General features: G+C 48.3%; 18 protein-coding genes and 2 tRNA genes. 7 read left to right on the top strand and 13 right to left on the bottom strand.

The features are described from left to right. Nucleotides 1-47 precede the first annotated feature (47 nt). From J4G07_07635 to rplM, 13 genes are all read right to left on the bottom strand, one after another. Nucleotides 48-770 (bottom strand): DUF1573 domain-containing protein, encoded by a 723-nt coding sequence (locus J4G07_07635; GenBank protein MCE2413857.1) that lies wholly within the window; start codon nt 768-770, stop codon nt 48-50. 70 nt (nt 771-840) lie between these two features. Next, nucleotides 841-990 carry a hypothetical protein gene (locus J4G07_07630; protein ID MCE2413856.1) on the bottom strand — a complete coding sequence of 50 codons (150 nt, stop codon included), beginning with the start codon at nt 988-990 and terminating at the stop codon, nt 841-843. A gap of 166 nt (nt 991-1156) precedes the next feature. Beyond that, nucleotides 1157-2053, bottom strand: a complete 897-nt coding sequence (locus J4G07_07625) for a DMT family transporter (protein ID MCE2413855.1) — start codon at nt 2051-2053, stop codon at nt 1157-1159. Nucleotides 2054-2399: 346 nt separating this feature from the next. After that, complete coding sequence (locus J4G07_07620; GenBank protein MCE2413854.1) at nt 2400-3101, bottom strand: hypothetical protein; 702 nt, start codon at nt 3099-3101, stop codon at nt 2400-2402. Between the two features lie 105 nt (nt 3102-3206). Beyond that, entirely contained in the window at nt 3207-3950 is a 744-nt protein-coding gene (locus J4G07_07615) for a hypothetical protein (protein MCE2413853.1), read from the bottom strand. Nucleotides 3951-4163: 213 nt separating this feature from the next. Continuing rightward, nucleotides 4164-4856, bottom strand: coding sequence for a hypothetical protein (locus J4G07_07610; protein ID MCE2413852.1), 693 nt, complete (start codon nt 4854-4856; stop codon nt 4164-4166). Between the two features lie 82 nt (nt 4857-4938). After that, nucleotides 4939-5700 carry a hypothetical protein gene (locus J4G07_07605; protein ID MCE2413851.1) on the bottom strand — a complete coding sequence of 254 codons (762 nt, stop codon included), beginning with the start codon at nt 5698-5700 and terminating at the stop codon, nt 4939-4941. A gap of 55 nt (nt 5701-5755) precedes the next feature. Beyond that, nucleotides 5756-7303, bottom strand: a complete 1548-nt coding sequence (locus tag J4G07_07600) for a carboxypeptidase regulatory-like domain-containing protein (protein ID MCE2413850.1) — start codon at nt 7301-7303, stop codon at nt 5756-5758. A gap of 214 nt (nt 7304-7517) precedes the next feature. Continuing rightward, nucleotides 7518-7592 (bottom strand) — tRNA-Glu (locus J4G07_07595). A gap of 24 nt (nt 7593-7616) precedes the next feature. Then, nucleotides 7617-7689, bottom strand: a tRNA-Lys gene (locus J4G07_07590). 243 nt (nt 7690-7932) lie between these two features. Further along, the gene (locus J4G07_07585) at nt 7933-9213 is read right to left on the bottom strand and encodes an adenylosuccinate synthase (GenBank protein ID MCE2413849.1); all 1281 of its coding nucleotides are present in this window, start codon (nt 9211-9213) and stop codon (nt 7933-7935) included. Nucleotides 9214-9453: 240 nt separating this feature from the next. Continuing rightward, a complete protein-coding gene (gene rpsI / locus J4G07_07580; protein ID MCE2413848.1) occupies nt 9454-9849 on the bottom strand; it encodes a 30S ribosomal protein S9 in 396 nt (131 codons plus the stop codon). A gap of 60 nt (nt 9850-9909) precedes the next feature. Next, nucleotides 9910-10347 carry a 50S ribosomal protein L13 gene (gene rplM / locus J4G07_07575; GenBank protein MCE2413847.1) on the bottom strand — a complete coding sequence of 146 codons (438 nt, stop codon included), beginning with the start codon at nt 10345-10347 and terminating at the stop codon, nt 9910-9912. A gap of 604 nt (nt 10348-10951) precedes the next feature. Here rplM and J4G07_07570 point away from each other — a divergent pair. The 7 genes from J4G07_07570 to J4G07_07540 all read left to right on the top strand — a co-directional run bounded on the left by J4G07_07570 (nt 10952) and on the right by J4G07_07540 (nt 20075). Then, nucleotides 10952-12145: an ArsA family ATPase gene (locus J4G07_07570; protein MCE2413846.1), complete on the top strand. Its 1194-nt coding sequence runs from the start codon at nt 10952-10954 to the stop codon at nt 12143-12145. Nucleotides 12146-12150: 5 nt separating this feature from the next. Further along, nucleotides 12151-12882 (top strand): hypothetical protein, encoded by a 732-nt coding sequence (locus J4G07_07565; GenBank protein ID MCE2413845.1) that lies wholly within the window; start codon nt 12151-12153, stop codon nt 12880-12882. Nucleotides 12883-13011: 129 nt separating this feature from the next. After that, nucleotides 13012-13542, top strand: coding sequence for an ATP-dependent protease subunit HslV (gene hslV, locus J4G07_07560; protein MCE2413844.1), 531 nt, complete (start codon nt 13012-13014; stop codon nt 13540-13542). Nucleotides 13543-13698: 156 nt separating this feature from the next. Further along, complete coding sequence (hslU, locus tag J4G07_07555) at nt 13699-15186, top strand: ATP-dependent protease ATPase subunit HslU (GenBank protein MCE2413843.1); 1488 nt, start codon at nt 13699-13701, stop codon at nt 15184-15186. A 145-nt stretch (nt 15187-15331) separates the two neighbouring features. Next, nucleotides 15332-16510, top strand: a complete 1179-nt coding sequence (locus tag J4G07_07550; protein ID MCE2413842.1) for a hypothetical protein — start codon at nt 15332-15334, stop codon at nt 16508-16510. A 10-nt stretch (nt 16511-16520) separates the two neighbouring features. Then, nucleotides 16521-17993: a hypothetical protein gene (locus J4G07_07545; protein MCE2413841.1), complete on the top strand. Its 1473-nt coding sequence runs from the start codon at nt 16521-16523 to the stop codon at nt 17991-17993. Nucleotides 17994-17996: 3 nt separating this feature from the next. Next, nucleotides 17997-20075 (top strand): hypothetical protein, encoded by a 2079-nt coding sequence (locus J4G07_07540; GenBank protein ID MCE2413840.1) that lies wholly within the window; start codon nt 17997-17999, stop codon nt 20073-20075. Nucleotides 20076-20216: the final 141 nt, after the last annotated feature.

Raw genomic sequence — 20216 nt, 5'->3', positions numbered from 1 at the left:
CAGTCAGCCATCAGCAGTCAGAAAGAACCGGGGTTCGGAGATTCCTTCTATCGTTGGCGGTCAGTTGGGACGACTTCGGCGGTGACAAGGAGGGTGAGTGTTCGTTGGTTTGGGAAATGGACAGTGAGTAGCGATGAAAAGGCACCTTTGTCTTTCAGAGGACCGAGTTGGATTGTAATGAGAGAGGTATCTGTCTGCAGATTGGGTGTTATCTCCCCTGTGAGTGCTTCATGTCCGGATGGGAGAAGGCGGATGTCCGATGTGTCAAGGGGGGCATTCACAGTGAGATCAATGGTCTTTTGATACATCGTATCGGGGTGAATATCACCAAACTCACAAATGTTCGGCGTGAGTGTCGCGAATCGTTTAGCTATAGCAACAATTGTGAGATACACAATCGGGGTCTTGGGGCTGTCTGTGAAGATAGTGGCGGTTGCTGAGGTCTCGTCATCGGGCAGACGTTCTGGGTTGAGGCGTATCTGGAATGTGGCTTCTGTATCGGGTTGGATGACCCCTGGTCCTGTGATTTCGGCGTAGCTGCACCCTATGTGAATCCTTTGGATGTGGAGTGGGTATTTGCCTACGTTTCGTGCTGTTACGGAGCGTGTTACGGGTCCCTCCCATTCTCGGAGTGTTCCGAAGTGAATCTGTTGCTGTGTCAGGACGAGTTCGGCTGAGGGTTCCTCTCGGTTGTTGATGAGGAAGATGATAAGCCCTGAGATGAGCAGTGCGGGGATGACGATGGTTGTGAGGAGTGTGCGTTTGGACATAAACGATGGCTTAAGAACAATATCTATTGTTGATATGCCTGTTTTTCAGCTTAATTGAACTGGAATATCTCTAAACATTAAAGGCATGCCGGAGCCATTGTAAAAATCTACTGACGTAACTCGGCGAAGTTTTGACTTCAGGGAAGTCTTGACTCTGCAACGCTTCCAGCTCCTGTTGCGTGAGGCTATCCACTTCCTCAAAGATGCCTCTCTTTTTCATGATCATTTCCTTTCCTCCAAAATAGCACAAAAGTGCTATAAACCGAATAAAATCAAGGGGTTATCGCCTTTTTTTCAATTTTTTTTATGTCCAAAACTATTAATTGCGATTTCTTTTCGAGTTATCATGTGCAACTTCTACGTATTCCCCGTCGCTTGTGCACGTTTTAAGGCTGCCTGTTCACAAGGTAAATCCCGATTGCTACTAATCCAGTACCTGCCAACAAGCCGGCGGTCAGTTCCTCCCCTAAAATTAGATAGCTGAACAGAACACCCGATACTGGCATTAGGAAACCTAAAATTACCAATTTGCTTGCCTTGTATTTTCTTAGTAGGGATGTCAACACCAAAAAACAGAAACCTGTAATAATCCACCCTTGGTAGAGCAATCCTGCAGTACTTTCTAACGTCCATCCGATCGGCTTATCGCCCTCAAAAATGAGGCTCAGGACATAAAAGCACGGAATGTTTAGACCTAACAGCCAGACGAGGAGTCGGTAGGGGTGAATCTCCTGAACGAACATCTTTGTCACTGTGATGCGGAGTCCCAAGAAACACGATCCAAGGGTTACGATCAGGTCGCCGATGAGGTATCCTGTAGAAAGACCTTGTAAATCCGGCATGAGCGAGAGAAAAACGCCACCGAAGGCGATGAAAATTCCCACTGTTTTCGTGGCAGAGAGTCGATCGCTTGGAAGATAGAAGTGTCCGAACAGGACTGTGAAGAATGGGTAGAGATAGAAAAAAATGGTTGCCCGAGAGGCTGTTGTGAATTGGGTGCCGATGTTCAAGGTAATCGTATGTAGGGCGTAGAGGACGGCAATCAGCAGCAACCGACGGAGTTCCTCGAAACGCATCCGCATGGACATCCCATAATAGAATCCTATTCCGCCAACAGCAATAATTCCCAATATGCAACGGAAGAGTGCCATTTTTAGCGGTGGGAAGCCTTGGAGCCCGATTTTAACGGCAAGGGCACCGCCCCCCATAAGGGAAACGATCAGTGAGGCAAGAACGATAATTTTACTTGATGGGTCTTCATTCCTAAATTCTTTTTCCAACATTTTTTAAACTTACCTTGCGAATTTTTAAGTTTATCTTGCGAATTTTTAATTTTACCTTGCGGAGTAATGAAGGGGGTTTTAGAACAACTGCCTTTCTCACGAGTCGCCTGCGCCGTTGTTGCAGGCTGCCGTTTACAGAACCACTAAGATTTAAACCCACCTCGCCGAGTAATAAAGGTGATTCGCAGAACGACTGTCTTCCTCACGAGTCGCCTGCGCCGTTGTTGCAGGCTGCCATTTATGAAATTACTAAATTTTAAACTTACCTTGCGGAGGAATAAAGGCGGTCTGTAGATCGGCAGCCTCTCTTACGAGCCGCCTACGCCGTTCTTGAACTGGGTGTTTTTTATCTTTGCTTGAGTCTTCCCCAAATTAGGGTTAATCTTATCTCTGGAGCGACGTTCAGACCAGAAATGGTGAAGGAATCCGCCCACGCCGCGCCGACCCACTCGTTTGCGATGTTGATGCCTTCCATGACGAAACCGAGAATTTCGATCTTATCAAAGTTCGCATCCTGAAATGCTGTCCGGAGTTTACCGTCTGTCAACAACACGAAATGCCCGGCATTAAATTGCAGTTCCATCTTTGAGAGGACATCCGTTTCCCAGCGGGTGCGTGGTTCTCTGGAGAGCCGAGTTCGGAAGGGGTGGCTGCTCCCTTTACCATCGAAACGCCTTGCCCTGATTTCATCGGGGAAAAACACGTAGAAGAAGGGATCTTCTTCTGGAGTGTCGGGAAAGCGGCGTCCTACACAAAAACCGAAACGTGTTTTGTCGCCACCGAAGTCGTTTATCGTGATTGTGAAGTTTCTGTAGGGGGGTGGGCGCGCGATGAATTGGTAGAGTTCGTATTGGACATCCCAGTCCCGGTTGACCTCCGCGTGTAAGAAACCGTCGCTGATTTTCCAGATGGAATCGTTCCCGACGACCCGCCACGCATCGGGTTTTTCCGCATCGAAATCGTCGTGCCACGTCTCGGCGAAGACAGAAAGGGGACAGTGAATGAGCGTATAAAACAGTATGAGAAGTGTTGTGTTTTTGTTTAGCATAAGATAGTTGTCGGCAATCAGCAGTCAGCGGTCAGTAAGAGTGGGGATTCGGAGATCCCTCCTACCGTTGGCAGTCGGTATCCATCAGCAGTCAGCAAGAGATTCCTAATTGATTTTGATGCAGTCGTACCACTGTTGTGTTTTCTTTCCTTTTCGACTCAGGACCCCGGGTTCGCGCTCAACAGGGGGACCGAAGTCTCCATCTTTCTGTTTCAGGACGTTCCAATCCGGGGGAAACCATGTTCTGAGGGTTTTGCAGTTGACTTCAAGGGTTTCGCCTTCCCACCCTCCGATTTTGTAGTACATCGGACAGACCCATCGTTCTGCACCTCGGGCATACCGCCGCCAGCCGATGACAGAGGCTTGTGCTCGGATAATATTCCCGTCCCGCCAGTGTCGTTCGATGCCGCTCCACGGATAGCCGGTTGTTCCTCCCCCTACACTAATTTCATCCCATCCTAAATCGTCGCGGAGCGTAATGTAGGAGAAGTTTGTCTCCCACGGCGTGTCGTCCGTGCCGAAATACCACCGTTGTCCACGATACCAACGGAGCGCGCCTCGGATACTTGAACGGGACACCGCGGCATTTTCGATGGTTTCTACGATGTCGAACCGCCCTCTATTGTTAAAAGGGTTGTGGACACCGGAGCAGAGGGTAAGCGAGTTGATTTCAGGTCCGAACCACGTGCCGCTTACACCCGGGGTTCTATAGTAGAACCCTGAATTTGCGGGTCTCGCACTTTCCCCAGGGTTCAATCTCGCTCCGGCGTAGGTGGTCCAAAACGCAATGGCAAGCACCACAACGAGTAGAAATGCATTAAAAATCAGATCCAAGTTTTTACGCAACATCTTTTAATTTTACCTTGCGGATAAGAAAGACCCTTATGAACTTTGAAGGTTCTCGTATTCGAGTTGAAGAAACGCCCAAGCAAAAACCCCGCGCCGTTGTTGCGGGCTCCGTTTTTGATTAGAAAGTAGGTACGGTTTCCTAACCGCACCGACTCCGAAGTGTCTACTTAATTCTGATATCTACCATAATTGCTAATCGCCAACCAACAAATATCAAGGCTGCTGCTTCAAGTGTGCCCATGTGGTTGTTAATTTTCGTTTCGGTGAGACTGAGAGTCCGTCAATCGTAAACGTGTCTACCCACGCACTCCCTGTGTTAACGTCCTCTGTGACAAATCCGGCGAGTACGAAGGCGATGGTATCAATGTGATCGAAGTTCGCGTCCCTGAAGTCGAGGCGTGATTCGCCATCCGCATTCAATTGGAATCTGCCGTCCTTGAAGTGGAGTTCCATTTGTTGGAGTGCGTCGGTGTCCCAGCGTCGTTCGGGTCCCACAAACACGCCGCTGTCTCTTGAGGCTTGCATATCGTTTGTGAAAAAGAGGTAGTAGCCGTTCTCCGCTACCTCGGCCACAGGATTTTGGAAGTGCTTTGCGAGTGCAATGCCGAATCGCGCTTGCGCCGCGCCGACGGTTTCAAGGGTAATTGTAAAATCATTATAGGGACCGGGATAGGCGATGAGTTGGTAGCGTTCAAATATGATACTCCATTGGTTCTGTGCCTGAATTTCTGCCCTTAAAAACCCATCCTCGACCCTCCAGACGGAATCGTTTCCCATGTGCTGCCAGTCATCTACTGCCTCTTGTTCAAAGTGGTCTTCCCAGAAAGCGGCATTCGTGTTCCCCGCCGAAAGGAGAAAGATATAAACGATAATGAGTGCGTTGAATGTGCGCGTGATGTTTTTCATTTCGTTCACAGGAACAAGGTTAGAAACCTCGCCAGCAAATTATGGTGTGGGGTTAGAACCCCGCCAGCGAATTATAATTCGGTTATTTTAAGGGCAGACAGTCGTACCAATTATCTGTGCCTTTTTCGCGGCGACTGAGTTGGTTAGATTTGGAACGAAATACTGGATCTGTAAAGTGTCCTTCGGTGTGACCGAGTACCTTCAAGTTAAGCCGTCCTGTCCCAGTCGCACAGATGTAGTCCAAGGTTCCACTTTTGTAATACTTCGGCGCGAGGTATCTTTTGCCGTTGCGCTCGTAGGGGTAGTAACCGATTATTTCGGCTTTGGATTTCACGAAGTCTCCATCGCGCCAGTGTTCCTCGAATCCGCTCCAAGGGAATCCAGTAGTGCTGTTTCCGGAGTCGATATCTGTCCAACCGATCTCGGATACGAGGATGAGGCGAACGGTGTCTGTGCCCCAAGGTGTGTCGGCAGTTGCGAAACGCCACTCCTGTTTCCGATACCACCAGACTCTCCCGGGTCTTGAGGAGGGCCAGACTTTGGCTTCTTCTCTGGTATAGATGATGTCAAAAAATCCTGCGTCGTTAAATGGGTGCGCAATCATGTGACAAAGCACTCGGCTGTCGATTTCCGGTCCGAACCAGCGATTTTCGCCTTCGGATGCTATTAATTTGCCGGGTCTTCGGTAGTAGTCGCCTGCGGCTTCAGGAATGGCAATTTCCTGAAGGATGATTCTTTCTCCATCTTTGAGTATGCCGTGCAAGCCAGCATTTGCGGGAAGAAGGAGAAATAAGATAAGGATCATTGTTGTGAGTGTGTGTGTAAAGAAGTGTTTATGTGTCATGCGTGGATGTCATATTGTCTATTATTAGTAACGGAGAACCCGCGGAGCATGCCTACTACTTTGCAAAGGGGGTGCCGTCTCGCCTGCCTATGTAGATGCGATATTCGGTATCAGAGGCAGGAATTTCAACCTGTTTGTGAATCAGTGTCCGTTGATAACGTTCTGCCGTCCCTTCAAATACTGCATCAACAGCACGGATATGAAGTTGATAACTCGCCTGTGTTAGATTGTGGAATTCAAATTTGCCATGTGTGTCCGTTTTTACTTCAAATCGATCCAGTGTCATTGACATATCATACGGGTGTAATTCCCAAGGATACCATGAACGCGAAATGATGGCATCGTGGACAGGCTGACCTGTATCTGCCCAGAAAATTTGTCCTTGTAGTGTTGTCGTGGGTTGATCGGCTATAACAGGGAACTGTTCAGGATTCATCAAGACGTCCGCGTCAAATCGGGTTGCCGAGATGCCGTCTCCAACGATATAGAGCGTATATTTTTCCGCAAATAGTCCATCAACAACAAAAGTAGATTCCGTCACAGGAAAGTGTCTTGACAAAATGGGTTTGTATAATACTAACGGATTCAGGCTTGGCTCCATCGGTGCGTCTATGGAGAACACTTTCACAGCATACTGCCCATCGGGCGGTATATTCTGCGGGAGGGTCACACGCCCTTTAATACTCGCCCCTTCCTTGAGTGGTAAAATTGGCGGCATCTTACCGATGTCTACGTTCTGGTATACTCTTGAAAAGAATCCCTTTTTGCTGACTTCAAGTGAGAGAAGTCGCGGCTCAGTCTCTACGACTTCCATCTGAAAGTTGCCTGCCTCGTTTGTTTGCGCTGATGAGAGGCGTACCCCGTGCCCAGTTTCAGTGTGCCGAGTTGCGTGGATCTGGGCATCTGCTATGGGTCGTTCTTGCGCATCGACAACTGTGCCGCGTAAGGTCTGCAATTGTGGTAGGCGGATAGAAACCTGTGCCTGTTTTTGTGGATGAATGGACTCTATAAAGGCTATGATAAGACCGTTCCGGGAAATTGTCAAGGTGTATTCGATTGGGTAGAGCTCGGCAAAATGGAAATTTCCCGTCGGATCGGTCTTCACAGCGTGTTCAATCGGTGCAGCGGCGCGAAAGAAGTCCGCTGATTTGTCGTGCATTTTCAGGTTCACAACAAGTCCAACGACATTTTTCTCACCAGAAACGTTGCCTTGTAAGGGGAGTGTCCGTCTCAACGCAATCACCCCCACATTATATTTGCTTTTACTGGGGGACATTTCCTTTCGTAAGCGTTTCGCTTGATACTGTGGATGGAGTGCCATGAGTGAGAAGGCGTGGTAGGTTTGGTTTTCGCTGGGAATGGTAATCGAAAAAGTGCCTTTCGCGTCCGTTACGGTTGCGTGTGCGAACTCCCGATCAGGATAGGCCTGCTCAATTTTTTCAGCATCAACGCGCACGAGGACCTCGGGAATAGGATGCCCATCTTGGGTATCAACGAACGTACCATAGAAGGTGGTGTTATCTGGTAGTGTTTGGCAAATACCGGAGCCAGTCCAGAGAAAGATTAGCAGTAAAATCGAGCGGGTGATACTCGTGTTGTTCATGTAAGAGTTCCTTTGACTTCTTCATAGTAAAACCTATATACCTTATAGTTGGCGAGGTTAGGAAACCTCGCCAGCGAGAGGAGAAGTCCTATAAAAAGATTGTAGCATAGAACAGAAAAGAATTCAGTCTGAGTTTGGTAACAAAAAGACAAGCCCCCTGGCAACAGAGGCTTGTCTTTTAAAGGAACTATTTTTGCGTTTGCTTTGAGTGAGATACCCCCGACGAGATTTGAACTCGTGTCGCCGCCGTGAAAGGGCGGTGTCCTTGGCCAGGCTAGACGACGGGGGCGGAAGAATGTGAGCCGTACATATGTGAGCCGTACAGGGATCGAACCTGTGACCACCTGATTAAAAGTCAGATGCTCTACCAGCTGAGCTAACGGCTCAAACTCACAACATTTAATAATACCATACTTTAAGGCGGATGTCAAATTAAAATTCAGAAATTTTAGACCACTTATTCCATGCAGATGTTAAAGAAATACGCGGGGAAACACCCAAGCCTTTTCTATTCTCACTGCGAAGCAATATCACCCATCTGGAGTGAGGAAAATGCGTGACAAATCTCTTTGAACCTTCAAAACTTGTTAGTAGCAACTTGTATTATTTAGCCGTAGGGAGTGTGTCAATTACCAAAGGGAACGTCCGAGTTGCACGATCTGATCTCTGTCGGGTCCGACGGAGATAATTGGAATTGGCACGTCAAGATAATCTGCGACATATGCGATGTAATCTTTAGTGCGCTGCGGAATGTCCTCGGCGGTGCGTGCTTCGGTCAAGGATTGCTGCCATCCGGGTAATGTTTCGTAGACGGGTTCGCATTCCTCCAAGACCTGCAGACTACTTGGGAAAGCCGTTGTTTGTTTACCTTTGTACCGATAGGCGACACAGACCTGGAGATCGTCGAGGGTATCAAATACATCCAATTTTGTCATCGCAATAGCAGTTAATCCGTTAATTTGTGCGGCATATCGGAGTGCGACGAGGTCTAACCAGCCGCAGCGTCTTGGACGGCGCGTCGTGGCACCATACTCTTTGCCGATTTCCCGAATTTTCTCATCTAAGTCAGGAGGCATCTCGGTGGGGAATGGACCGCCGCCGACGCGTGTGACGTAGGCTTTGGAAACACCGAGTATCTCCTCAATTGCTTTCGGTCCTATACCGAGTCCGGTACAAGCGGCACCGGCGGTGCAGTTAGAAGAGGTAACGTAGGGATAGGTCCCGAAATCTATATCGAGCATAGTCCCCTGTGCGCCCTCAAAGAGGATCCGTTTCTCGGAAGCGAGCGCGTCGTGCATGAAAGCGACAGTATCTGTCACATAGGGTGCGATCCGCTGTGCGTAACTGTGATAAGTTTCGAGCAGGACGTGTCGTTCGGGTCCACCTATTTGGAGTGCGTCTGCTTTGGCTTCGAGGTTGTAATCCAACTTCTTTTGGAACTGGTCAAATTCAAGGAGGTCGCCAACGCGAATACCAGCATGTCGGTTCATCTTATCGGAGTAAGTGGGACCGATACCACGCGAGGTAGTTCCGATTTTGGTTGCACTCCCCATCTGTTCCCACTGTTCAACGACCTTGTGGTATGGCATGATAAGATGTGCGCGATCGCTGATTTTCAGGTTATCGCTACTGACTTCAATATCCTGTGCCTGTAGCCGATCAATCTCACCGAAAAGTGTTTCCAAATTAATGACGACACCGTTGCCGATAACGTTGACAGTATCGGGACGCAGGATACCAGATGGAATCAAGTGGAGAATAAACGTTTTTTCTCCGAGAACGATGGTATGCCCTGCGTTATCGCCGCCTTGATAGCGAGCGACAATATCCGCATCTGCGGCAAAAACATCGGTCAATTTCCCTTTACTTTCATCGCCCCACTGTGCGCCTAAGATGACAATGTTTGACATGCGAAACCTCTTGATACTCACAAACGCTTGTAGGCGCGATGCCTGTCCGCGTTTGTTTTATAGCCTACGCGCCCTTTTAACATTATAGTAAAACTGATGATTAAACGGTACGCTGTTGCTGGCGGAGAAGGAATACACGTGTGGCACTCCAGAAGGGGTTTCCAAAGAGGATTGAAACCCTGCCAGCGAGAGATGGAGACTTGCGTTAAACGTTGTAAATGTCCGAAGAACTCAACAATTCTAACGCTTGGAGAATTGGAAGCGTGCCCGTGCGCCTTTCTGTCCGTACTTCTTCCGTTCGACCATTCTCGAATCGCGCGTTAAAAATCCTGCCTTTTTCAATGAAGGCTTTAAGGATTCATCCGCTTTGACGAGTGCGCGTGCGAGTCCGTGTGAGATTGCGCCGGACTGTCCAGTCTTTCCACCGCCTTTTACGTTGACGTGGATGGCGTATTCGCCCATTTTCTCAACATGCTCAATGGGGCGTTGTGCTGCCTGCCAGTGGTCTGCGCGTTCAAAGTACTCTTGAATCGGTTTTTTGTTAACGGTAACCCCGGCTTCACCACCGGGAATGATCCGGACACGCGCGACCGAGGTTTTGCGTCTGCCGGTTCCCCAGAATTGTTCAATAGCCATACTATTCGTACTCTCCGTAGTTGGTAAGAGTCTCTTGCGTTGACGACTCCTCAACTTAGCTTAAAGTGTTAAGACTTCCGGTTCCTGAGCTTGGTGCGGGTGTGTCGGTCCGGTGTAAACTCTGAGTCCCTTCATCAGTTGTCGACCGAGGTGATTTTTTGGGAGCATCCCCTTAACAGCGTTGGTGATAATTACCTCTGGTTTACGAGCCATCTGTTCATCGAAGGTTCGATATTTATCGCCGCCGGGGTAGCCGCTATGCCTAAAATAGGTTTTCTGTTCCCTTTTATCGCCTGTGACGACCACTTTTTCCGCATTCACAACAGCAACGCGAAAACCTAAATCGGCGTGGGGTGTATACCGCGGGTCATTCTTTCCGCGTAGTACCTGTGCGATCCGGGATGCTAAACGCCCGAGCACCTGTCCATCAGCGTCCACCACATACCATCTAATATCTTTTTCCGTTTTCGGAAAATAGGTTTTCGTTTTGAGTACCATGATTTCCTGTCCCTTCAACCGAATTTAGCCGATACGTGGTTAAATTTGGCTTTGCTTTACACTGTTTTTGTAGTTTCTTGTTCGGGTGTGCCTTTCTCAGAAAGGTATTTTCATAATTGCGAACACAACCGCGTAATATTATACCATATAAAGAGAATGTTTGTCAAATTTTTTACAATTCTGAAGTGTGTAAAGTTTTTGGCACAATACGAAATTAACTTGGTTATTCACATACCGTTCCGCTGGAGCAGTATACAATCCGAATGTGGCTAATTTGTACGAGATGCCCAAACCTCAGTTTTCATAGTAAAGCCCATAACCTACACACCATGGTGGATTTAGAATTACTTTGACACGCTGCAGCAAAAATTGTTTATTTTACTGTCAATTTAAGATATGAATTAAGTAAAAATTGAGGTTTGAACCGCGAATAGTCATATAGACGTATTATATTATAATTGTAATAGGTCAGATCAATCAATAAATCCCCAATTTACTTGGGAAAACGCGTTATTCTATTTTGCATATTCCCTCTTTTTTATGGTATACTATATACAATATACCTCTGGATAAACTAACAATAAGATATAGGAAATCAAAAATAATGCGAATTATTCTTTACACAGGTAAAGGGGGTGTCGGTAAAACAACGATTGCCGCGGCTACGGGTATCAAACTCGCAGAACTCGGTTACAGAACGATTGTCATTTCGCTTGACGTGGCGCATTCACTCCGAGATGCTTTTGATAACCATGAAAAACTTGTTCACCAAAGCGAAGAGAGACAGATCCAAATCAGAGAGAACCTCTGGATACAAGAAATTAACGTCCAAGAAGCAATTGTTGAATACTGGAACGATGTATATGGCTATATCCGTTCGTTGTTGAATCGTTCTGGACTTGACAGCCTCGTCGCAGAGGAAATAGCGGTATTTCCGGGAATGGAGGAAATTTGCGCGCTTCTGTACATCAATCAATATGTTCGCGAAAAAAGTTATGATGTGATTATCCTTGATTGCGCCCCGACCGGTGAGTCGCTTCGGTTTGTAAGTATCCCGACGACGCTGGAGTGGTACATGAGCCACATTTTCAAATTGGAACGTAATCTTGCGAGAGTTGCGGGTCCGGTCATCGAACGGGTGAGTTCCGTCCCGATTCCACGAGATAATTATTTTCAGAATATTCAAGATTTATTCGATAAATTGGAAGGGATTGATGGGGTCCTGACAGATCCGAAAATTACGACGGTCCGCTTAGTGACGAATCCGGAAAAAATCGTTATCAAAGAGACCCAGCGGGCATTTATGTATTTTTGCCTCTACGGGTTGTGTATTGACGCTGTGATTATCAACCGCATCTTTCCTGATGATGTTGATTTGGCATACTTTGAGGCTTGGAAGCAGTCACAACAGCACTATATTGAGGAGGCGACGGACTATTTTTCGGATGTCCCGATTTGGAAGGTGAACCTCTTCACGGAAGAAATTGTAGGGGAACAGGGACTGCATCGATTGGCGGACACGCTCTATTCTGGGATTAACCCCGCAGATCAGTTCTCTGAAGAACGTCCGTATCAATTCCAAAAAATGGCAGATGCCTACCAGTTGTCTATGCGTCTTCCGTTTCTGAGCAAAGAGGAAATTGGATTGACAAAACACGGTGATGAGTTAATTGTGACAGTGGGTGGCTTCAAGCAACATATCGCGTTGCCGCGGACGCTCTCGAACAAAAAAACAACTGGTGCAAAACTCACCGGCGACCAACTCGTGATTCAGTTTGAAGGAGAGAATCGAACCTGAGGTATATGGGTATCAAAACGGACAAAGCGGTTTTTGCTGTAACAGGGACGACGCTTTTAACGTTCTTAATGGCAAGTCGCATCGGGACTATTTGGATGCTTTATCCAAATGTGCTAATTGCAGTCTTCTTGTGCGTTTATTGTATTTGGCAGAATGACGAAGATGCCTCGTTCCTTTTAAATAGTTCCATTTTTGGGATTGCGACGGCGTTGACATACGTGCCGATGGACTGGCTGTTCTCGCGACAAGCGGGTTTGGTTTTTTACCTACGTCCAGACTTTCTGGCGAATCTAACGACCCCGATTGGAATAATCCTGAATTGGATAGTGTTTGCGACGCTGGCAGGCTACTGCTATCAGCGACTTACAACGATTTTCCAAACCTATTTCACGTCTGGGGTTGGTAATCCGAGAATTGGTTTTATGGGAACTGCGATGCTGGCGGCGGTTGTCACTGGCATCGGTGCGGCGGTAGGAAGTAACATTATTTACGCGCTGGGGGAATCGCATTTGTGGCTGTGGAATGCAACACAGGTGGATCGGATGCCAGAGATTGCATCTGTACCGGTTTTTGTGCCGGTTTCTTTTTTGGTGACTTTCCTGCTGTGCCCTTACTTTTTCGGGGTAGCGGGTGGTTTTCCGAGAGAACAACACGCGGGTGTCGCTGGGATACGGTGTGGGATCTTTATGGGAGCCCTGCAGTTCTTCAGCTTCCTTCTGTTTCATGTTTGGCAATAGGTGCGGGTTGATAAGATGTCGGTTCATTTCATCAACGCGTTACCGTTCTATTTTAAGAATAATGCATAGGATCATCAAAAACCTGCGCCGAACGAAGTGGACGCGCAGTCCAGGAGTAATAAATTAAAAATGCGTATTCGTTCAACAACGATTTTAGCGGTTCGCCGTGATGGTGAGGTTGCGATCGGTGGTGATGGTCAAGTCACTTTAGGGGATACAGCGATTAAACACGGTGCCCGCAAAGTACGCAAAATTCATAACGACAAGGTGCTGATCGGTTTCGCGGGTTCCGCCTCGGATGCGATCACCCTCTATGAGAATTTGGAGAAGAAACTGGAACAGTATCGTGGAAACCTTCAGAAATCAGCGGTGGAACTTGCGCGGGAATGGCGTAGCGATAGGGTTTTGAGACAGGTAGACGCCCTATTAATCGCCGCGGATATCGACGATAGTTACCTCATTTCTGGGAGCGGTGATGTAATTTCGCCTGACGACGATGTTCTGGCAATCGGTTCCGGTGGCTCCATTGCCTTGGCGGCAGCAAAGGCACTCCTTAAATACTCAGACTTGACTGCCAAAGAGATTATTTCAGAATCACTTCAACTGACGAGTGAAATCTGTATTTACACGAATGGAAAAATTGAAATTGATACGATATAGACTTAAAATGCCTAATGCGATGCTATTCGAGTAGCATCGCATTAATTATGGATGCCCCTCTCATAATAAACGGTTGTCGGGAGAAATACCGGGCTTTATCCAAACAAAACGGTTATGAGACGGCGATAGGATTGTTAATTCTACGGAGGTTTACCTTTGGACAGACCAAAAGTAAAACGCGAGGAGAACACTTTAGCAGCATCTCTTACACCTCGGCAGATTGTCGAGGAATTAGATAAGTATATCGTTGGACAGTTTGAAGCGAAACGTTGTGTTGCCATCGCGCTTCGCAACCGTGCGCGGCGGCAGATGCTCGCAGAAGATATGCAGGACGAAGTGTCGCCAAAAAACATAATTATGATCGGTTCAACAGGCGTGGGAAAAACCGAAATTGCACGCAGGTTGGCGCGCCTTGTTGACGCGCCTTTCATCAAAGTAGAGGCATCAAAGTATACCGAAATCGGTTACGTGGGTCGAGATGTTGAATCCATGATCCGCGACCTGACTGAAACAGCCATTAGCCGTGTCAAAGCCGAGCAAACGGAGGCGGTAGAAGAAAAAGCACGGGAATCGACTGAAGAACGACTGCTTGATTGCATTTTTCCAGTTCCGCGTTCTCTCCAACGACGGCCGCGTTTACAAGAAGATGATGCACTTGAGGAGCCAGAGGAAGAGGATGACGGTGTCCTGCAACTCCCATTTGACCTGGGTCCCGACGTAGATGTTGAAGCTGAGGAAGCCAGAGAGAAAGAGCGCGAACGTTATCTGAAAACGAGAGAGAAATTTAGGGAGTGGCTACGAGAAGGTAGACTTGAGGAGAAACCGGTTGAAATCAATGTGAAGCATCAGAACATGCCCTTTGTAGAAATCTTCTCGCCCGGCGGTATTGAGGAGATGGACATCAATTTCAAGGATATGTTCAGTAACATCCTACCGAATCAGACGAAGAAACGGAGAGTTCCAGTCTCTGAAGCGCGAATTCTCTTGATGCAGGAAGAATCTGAAAAACTTATTGATATGGATGCCGTCATCACCGAAGCGATCCAACGGGTTGAAGATTCCGGTATCGTTTTTTTGGACGAGATTGATAAGATTGCGGGCAGGGAATCTCGGCATGGACCTGACATTTCGCGTGAAGGTGTGCAACGGGATATCCTTCCTATTATCGAAGGTAGCACGGTGACCTCGAAATACGGGGCGGTCCGGACGCATCACATCCTGTTTATCGCCGCCGGTGCATTCCACGTTTCAAGCCCATCTGACCTCATTCCGGAACTACAAGGTAGGTTTCCGATCCGAGTCGAATTAAAGAGTCTGAATAAGGAGGACTTTAAATCTATTCTGACGGAACCGAAGAACGCGTTGGTTAAACAGTATGTTGCGTTGCTAAGTACTGAAGGTATTGAGGCGACTATTACCGATGATGCGATTGATGAGATCGCTGCGCTTGCCTTCCAAGTTAACGAGTCAGTTGAGGATATCGGTGCACGCCGTCTGCACACTATCATGGAAAAACTCTTCGAGAACCTCTTTTTTGACGCGCCTAACCTCGAAAAAAATGAGATTACTATTGATGCGGCGTATGTCAGAGCGGAATTGTCGGAAATTGTCAAAGATCAGGACCTGAGCAGATACATCCTCTAAATAGTTGTCAGTCATCAGTTATCAGAGGTATTAGTTTCAGTGACAAGAGGATGTTGTTAAACAAAACCCTCCGACTAACATCTGACAACTATTCTTCTGATAACTGTTCTCACTGCAAAGCATGACGACTGTTAACTACTGAACCGTGAAATACTACCGAATCTTTATCCCCCTGTTCGTCTATGCCCTGCTCCTACCCGGCAGTTTCGCCCAAGATGTGACGCAATGGCACGTGTTCAAAGGCAACAAGACCTACCCCGGCCCAACCTTAACAAACGCTATAGTCTTCTCCCCTGATGGCACACAACTCGCCATCGCAGGCATAAACGGTATTACCCTATATGATACCTATACTGGTGAAGCATTTGCCCTGCTACCCTCGTTAATTCGGCACGTGACGGCGTTGGCATTTTCCCCCGACAATCGCATCATCGCAAGTACGAATGAAAGTTCTACTATCCACCTCTGGAACGCACAGACCCGTGAAAACATAACAAATCTTATAAGCCATACCGATCCGGTCGTTGCGTTGGCATTCTCTCCCGATGGGAACATGCTCGCCAGTGGAAGTTTCAAGGAGATACGTTTGTGGGATTTAACTTTGGGACAGATTAACCGTGCCACAGTCCTTCGCGGACACCGGGATATGGTTACCACGTTAGCCTTCTCACCCGATAGCAAGACGCTTGCGAGTGCGAGTTTCTATGGCACAATCTTGTTATGGGATGTAGAAACTTTTCAACTCCGACATCGCCTCTCCGCACCTGTCGATTCAATTCAGGCACTCGCATTCTCGCCGGATAGTCAAACTTTGGCAAGCGGCGGATATTGGAACTCGGACGCAGAGAGTACAATTCGTGTGTGGCATATACACACCGGGCAACTCATGACGACTTTTGAGAACCACACTGCCCCGGTTTTCGCTTTAGCGTTTGCACCGGATGTCTACGGCATTAATGGGATAACGCTTGCGAGTGCGGGTTGGGATAACACAATTCGTATGTGGGATCCACATACCGAGCAATTACAGGCAATATTTGGAGAGTATACCGCTCCAGTCCTCGCTTTAGCGTTCCTACCGGATGTCCATGGTTCCGATGGCAAAGCACTCGCAACCGCAAGTTTGGATGGCACAATCCAACTGAGACCTCTGACTGCTCGTCTTGCCCGGATGCCGTCGGATGTCAATAACGATGGGGTCGTGAATATCTTGGACTTGACGTTTGTTGCGTCGCGTTTTGGGCAAAGTTCACCCGACCTCAACGGCGATGGTATCGTCAACGTTTTGGATTTGGTACTCGTTGCACAACATATAAGGCAATAGGAGCAAACTTATGCAGACTAAGCAACTACGTTTTCGCATGGAGACACTTTACACGCGGGTCCAGTTGCGCGGCACTATCCATCTCCAATTTTTTAGTTTGGCGTTGCTTTTAACTGCCATCCTCTTTCCGCTCAACATCCATGCGCAAGATTATACCCAATTGCAGTTACCTGTAGGTGCGAAAACCCGCATCGGAAAAGGGACTATAAATGATATAAAGTTTTCACCTGATGGACACCTTGTTGCCGTCGCTGGCTCTATCGGTGTTTGGCTCTATAATGTACGCACGGGTGCAGAGGTTGCCCTGTTCACGGGGCATACACAGTCAGTCTTGAGTGTGGCGTTCTCACCAGATGGCAAGACCCTCGCCAGTGGTAGTTCGGATACCACCATCCGTTTGTGGGATGTGGAAACCCAGCAACACAAAGTTTCTTTTACGCAGCACAGGTATGGCATCTGGGCTGTGGCATTTTCGCCGGCTGGTAAAACCCTTGCCAGTAGTAGTTACGGATCTGTGCGTTTGTGGGATGTAGAAACTGGACAACACAAGGCTCGCCTAAAAGCGTATACGGGCAGAGCCAGGGCTCTCGCGTTCTCACCAGATGGCAGGCTCCTTGCCAATGGGGGGCAAGAGTTACCGCTTACAAGTAGCAATTATCTGATTCAGTTGTGGGACATCGCCACGAACCAACACCTCGCGACGCTTGAAGGACACACGTCAGAGATTGAAGCGGTTGTGTTTTCATCGGATGGAAAAACACTCGTCAGTGCGAGCTGGGACGGTACAATTCGGTTGTGGGATGTAAGCACTAAAAGCCAGCTATCCACTTTCATAGGGAGTGCGGATTGGCTCACCTCGGTTGCGTTTTCCGCAGATGGCGAAATGCTTGTCAGTGGCAGTCGGCGCGGTGAAATTCGCTTATGGGACGCGAGCACTGGACAACACATCAGGACACTCAGCGCGCATACGCAAGAAGTCGCCGATATTGTCTTTTCGATGGATGGCACAACTTTTGCCAGTGCAAGTCGTGACGGGACAATTCGATCGTGGGACGCGAGTGGCGGTCACCTCCAAGAAACCACGCTAAAAGGGCATACGGATGGGATTACTGCGATGGCACTCTCTCCGAACGGTCGGACGCTTGCGAGTGGAACTTATGGTCGCAGACTTATCAGTGGCAGTTGGGAAGCCCCGATTCGGTTGTGGAATGTAGATACACAACGATCGGAAACAGTGTTAAAAGCGCATACAAGGCAGGTTAATGGTGATGGTGTTGTTAATGTCGAAGACTTGACGCTGGTTGCCAATAGTTTCGGACAGGATTTCCCGGATGTTAACGGCGATGGTGTCGTCAATATTTTGGATTTGACGCTGGTTGCCTCACGTTTAGAACAATCACCAGCAGATGTCAACGGTGATGGTATCGTCAATATTTTGGATTTGACATCCGTGGCGAGTCATCTTTCTGAGGAGGTGGAGTAGAAAATGCAAAAACCAAAGATTCTCTTTTTTCTTTTCTCTCCGCTATTCACTTTTGTTCTGTTTTTGCCCGAAGGTTTCACGGTAGACTCCGCTCGCTGGCATTTGCCCGAAGGTACGAGTGCGCGGCTGAGTAAAGGCAAGCCGACTGGTGTTCAGTTTTCGCCGGATGGCACCCAAATCGCTGTAGGAAGTTCCATAGGCATCTGGATTTATGATGCGCAGACCTACCAAGAAATTGACCTGCTCACGGATCAGACGCGTGGCATCTGGTCCTGTGTATATTCGCCTGATGGGACGATACTCGCTGGTGGCGGTGAGGATGGTGCGCTTCTTTTGTGGGATGTCGCGACCGGACAATTGCATGCTACACTCAACGCGCATGCGCGTCGAATCGTAACGCTCGCTTTTTCCCCGGATGGTAGCATGCTCGCGAGTGGTGCGGATTATGAGGATATCGTCCAGTTGTGGGATGTCGCTACTGCCCAACATCGTGCTACCTTTATAGGACACACGGAAGGTCTCAGAGCCGTGACGTTTTCGCCGGATGGCAGAACACTTGCAGGCGGGAGTCGGGATGGCAAGGTTCGGTTGTGGGATGTTGCCACTGGTGAACACGATGTTGTTCATATAAGGACTCCGGTTTGGGCTTTGGCATTTTCTTCTGATGGCACGACCCTCACGAGTGGAGACAGTGCCAATAGAATTCGCTTGTGGGATATGGAGACGCATCAACTTCGAGATAGCTTCACAGGACATACACATATTGTTTCTGCCGTCGCGTTCTCACCGGAGGGCACATTCCTCGCCAGTGGGAGTGGAAACGGCACAATTCGCTTGTGGGATACAGGCACCGGACAACAGCGGAGGATGCTTGCAGCACATGGATGGCATATCCATTCCCTTGCGTTTTCGCCGGATAGCAGAACACTTGCCAGTGTAGGTGATGATAATACAGTTCGATTGTGGGACACCCTGCAGACACCAAACACTGTTGATATTCAACCGAAGACTGTGCTCCATGCACACCCAAGGGTTGTTACGGCACTTGACTTTTTTCCAGATGGCAGCATGCTTGTGAATGGAAGTGAGGAGGGTATCCTCCGTCTATGGAATGCAGAAACAGCACGAGAGCAGGAATCCGTCTTTACCGGACATAACGGTTGGATTCGGGCAGCAGCGTTTTTACCGGATGGCATAGCTTATATCAATAGGGTAAGTTCTGAAGGCAGGGTTCATCTCTGGCATGTAACCGATGGCGCACAGACACTCCTCACGTTGCCAGATTTCTTCGGTACAGCGGCGTTTTCTCCAGACGGTAGAACCCTTGCGAGTACGAATGGAAGTAATAAGATTCTTCTGTGGGATTTAGCAACTGGAGAACACCAAACTACCCTTGAAGGACATATACACTGGATTTTTGAATTGGCGTTTTCGCCGGATGGCAAGACGTTGGCAAGTGGCGGTGGGGACAAAGCAGTTCTCTTGTGGGATGTCGCTTCAGGGCAACATCGCGCGACACTTGGCAAACAGGAAAGGGCTGGCGGACGTAGGGATGATGTTTTTGGGTTGGCGTTCTCGCCGGATAGTAAAACCTTGGCAAGTAGTGGAGCTTACGGACCGATTCAGTTATGGGATGCAGAGACTACAGAGCGGCTTTCTATTCTCAGAGGGCATACAGGTGAGGTGGGTGCCTTAGCATTCTCGCCAGATGGGGGGTCGTTTGCGAGTGGGAGTTGGGACAGCACAATTCTACTATGGGATGCATCCACCTTCCGTACACACGGACCTCAAGACTCACCTGCTACTGTCCTCAAGGGGCATACAAAAGATATAACACAGTTGACGTTTTCACCCGATAGCAGGACACTTGCGAGTGGGAGTTGGGACGGCACGATTCTCTTGTGGGAGATTGCATCGCCACCATCACAAGTTCCGTGGGATGTCAACGGCGATGGGGTCGTGAATATCCTGGACCTGACGTTTATTGCCTCGCGCTTTGGAGAGAATTCACCGGATCTCAACGGCGATGGGGTCGTCAATATCTTGGATTTGACTTTGGTTGCGCAGCATATTGGAGAATAGTCAGGAAGAGTCGGAAATCGGAGTTCCCTCCTACAGAGAAATTGGACACCTCTGGTTCAGAAGGATTTGTGACTTGACACACTCACGGTTTTATAGTAGAATAGCAACGTCAAATTGGATACATAAAAAGAAGGAGAAATC

The sequence above is a fragment of the Candidatus Poribacteria bacterium genome (genome assembly GCA_021295715.1).
Classification (GTDB): Bacteria; Poribacteria; WGA-4E; order WGA-4E; family WGA-3G; genus WGA-3G.
This window is presented reverse-complemented; position numbering and strand designations above follow the sequence as displayed.

What these genes read in the sequence shown, in the direction of transcription:
- J4G07_07635 (MCE2413857.1), bottom strand. Translation starts at nt 770, where the DNA reads ATGTCCAAACGCACACTCCTCACAACCATCGTCATCCCCGCACTGCTC.
- J4G07_07630 (MCE2413856.1), bottom strand. Translation starts at nt 990, where the DNA reads ATGAAAAAGAGAGGCATCTTTGAGGAAGTGGATAGCCTCACGCAACAG.
- J4G07_07625 (MCE2413855.1), bottom strand. Translation starts at nt 2,053, where the DNA reads ATGTTGGAAAAAGAATTTAGGAATGAAGACCCATCAAGTAAAATTATC.
- J4G07_07620 (MCE2413854.1), bottom strand. Translation starts at nt 3,101, where the DNA reads ATGCTAAACAAAAACACAACACTTCTCATACTGTTTTATACGCTCATT.
- J4G07_07615 (MCE2413853.1), bottom strand. Translation starts at nt 3,950, where the DNA reads ATGTTGCGTAAAAACTTGGATCTGATTTTTAATGCATTTCTACTCGTT.
- J4G07_07610 (MCE2413852.1), bottom strand. Translation starts at nt 4,856, where the DNA reads ATGAAAAACATCACGCGCACATTCAACGCACTCATTATCGTTTATATC.
- J4G07_07605 (MCE2413851.1), bottom strand. Translation starts at nt 5,700, where the DNA reads ATGACACATAAACACTTCTTTACACACACACTCACAACAATGATCCTT.
- J4G07_07600 (MCE2413850.1), bottom strand. Translation starts at nt 7,303, where the DNA reads ATGAACAACACGAGTATCACCCGCTCGATTTTACTGCTAATCTTTCTC.
- J4G07_07585 (MCE2413849.1), bottom strand. Translation starts at nt 9,213, where the DNA reads ATGTCAAACATTGTCATCTTAGGCGCACAGTGGGGCGATGAAAGTAAA.
- rpsI (MCE2413848.1), bottom strand. Translation starts at nt 9,849, where the DNA reads ATGGCTATTGAACAATTCTGGGGAACCGGCAGACGCAAAACCTCGGTC.
- rplM (MCE2413847.1), bottom strand. Translation starts at nt 10,347, where the DNA reads ATGGTACTCAAAACGAAAACCTATTTTCCGAAAACGGAAAAAGATATT.
- J4G07_07570 (MCE2413846.1), top strand. Translation starts at nt 10,952, where the DNA reads ATGCGAATTATTCTTTACACAGGTAAAGGGGGTGTCGGTAAAACAACG.
- J4G07_07565 (MCE2413845.1), top strand. Translation starts at nt 12,151, where the DNA reads ATGGGTATCAAAACGGACAAAGCGGTTTTTGCTGTAACAGGGACGACG.
- hslV (MCE2413844.1), top strand. Translation starts at nt 13,012, where the DNA reads ATGCGTATTCGTTCAACAACGATTTTAGCGGTTCGCCGTGATGGTGAG.
- J4G07_07545 (MCE2413841.1), top strand. Translation starts at nt 16,521, where the DNA reads ATGCAGACTAAGCAACTACGTTTTCGCATGGAGACACTTTACACGCGG.
- J4G07_07540 (MCE2413840.1), top strand. Translation starts at nt 17,997, where the DNA reads ATGCAAAAACCAAAGATTCTCTTTTTTCTTTTCTCTCCGCTATTCACT.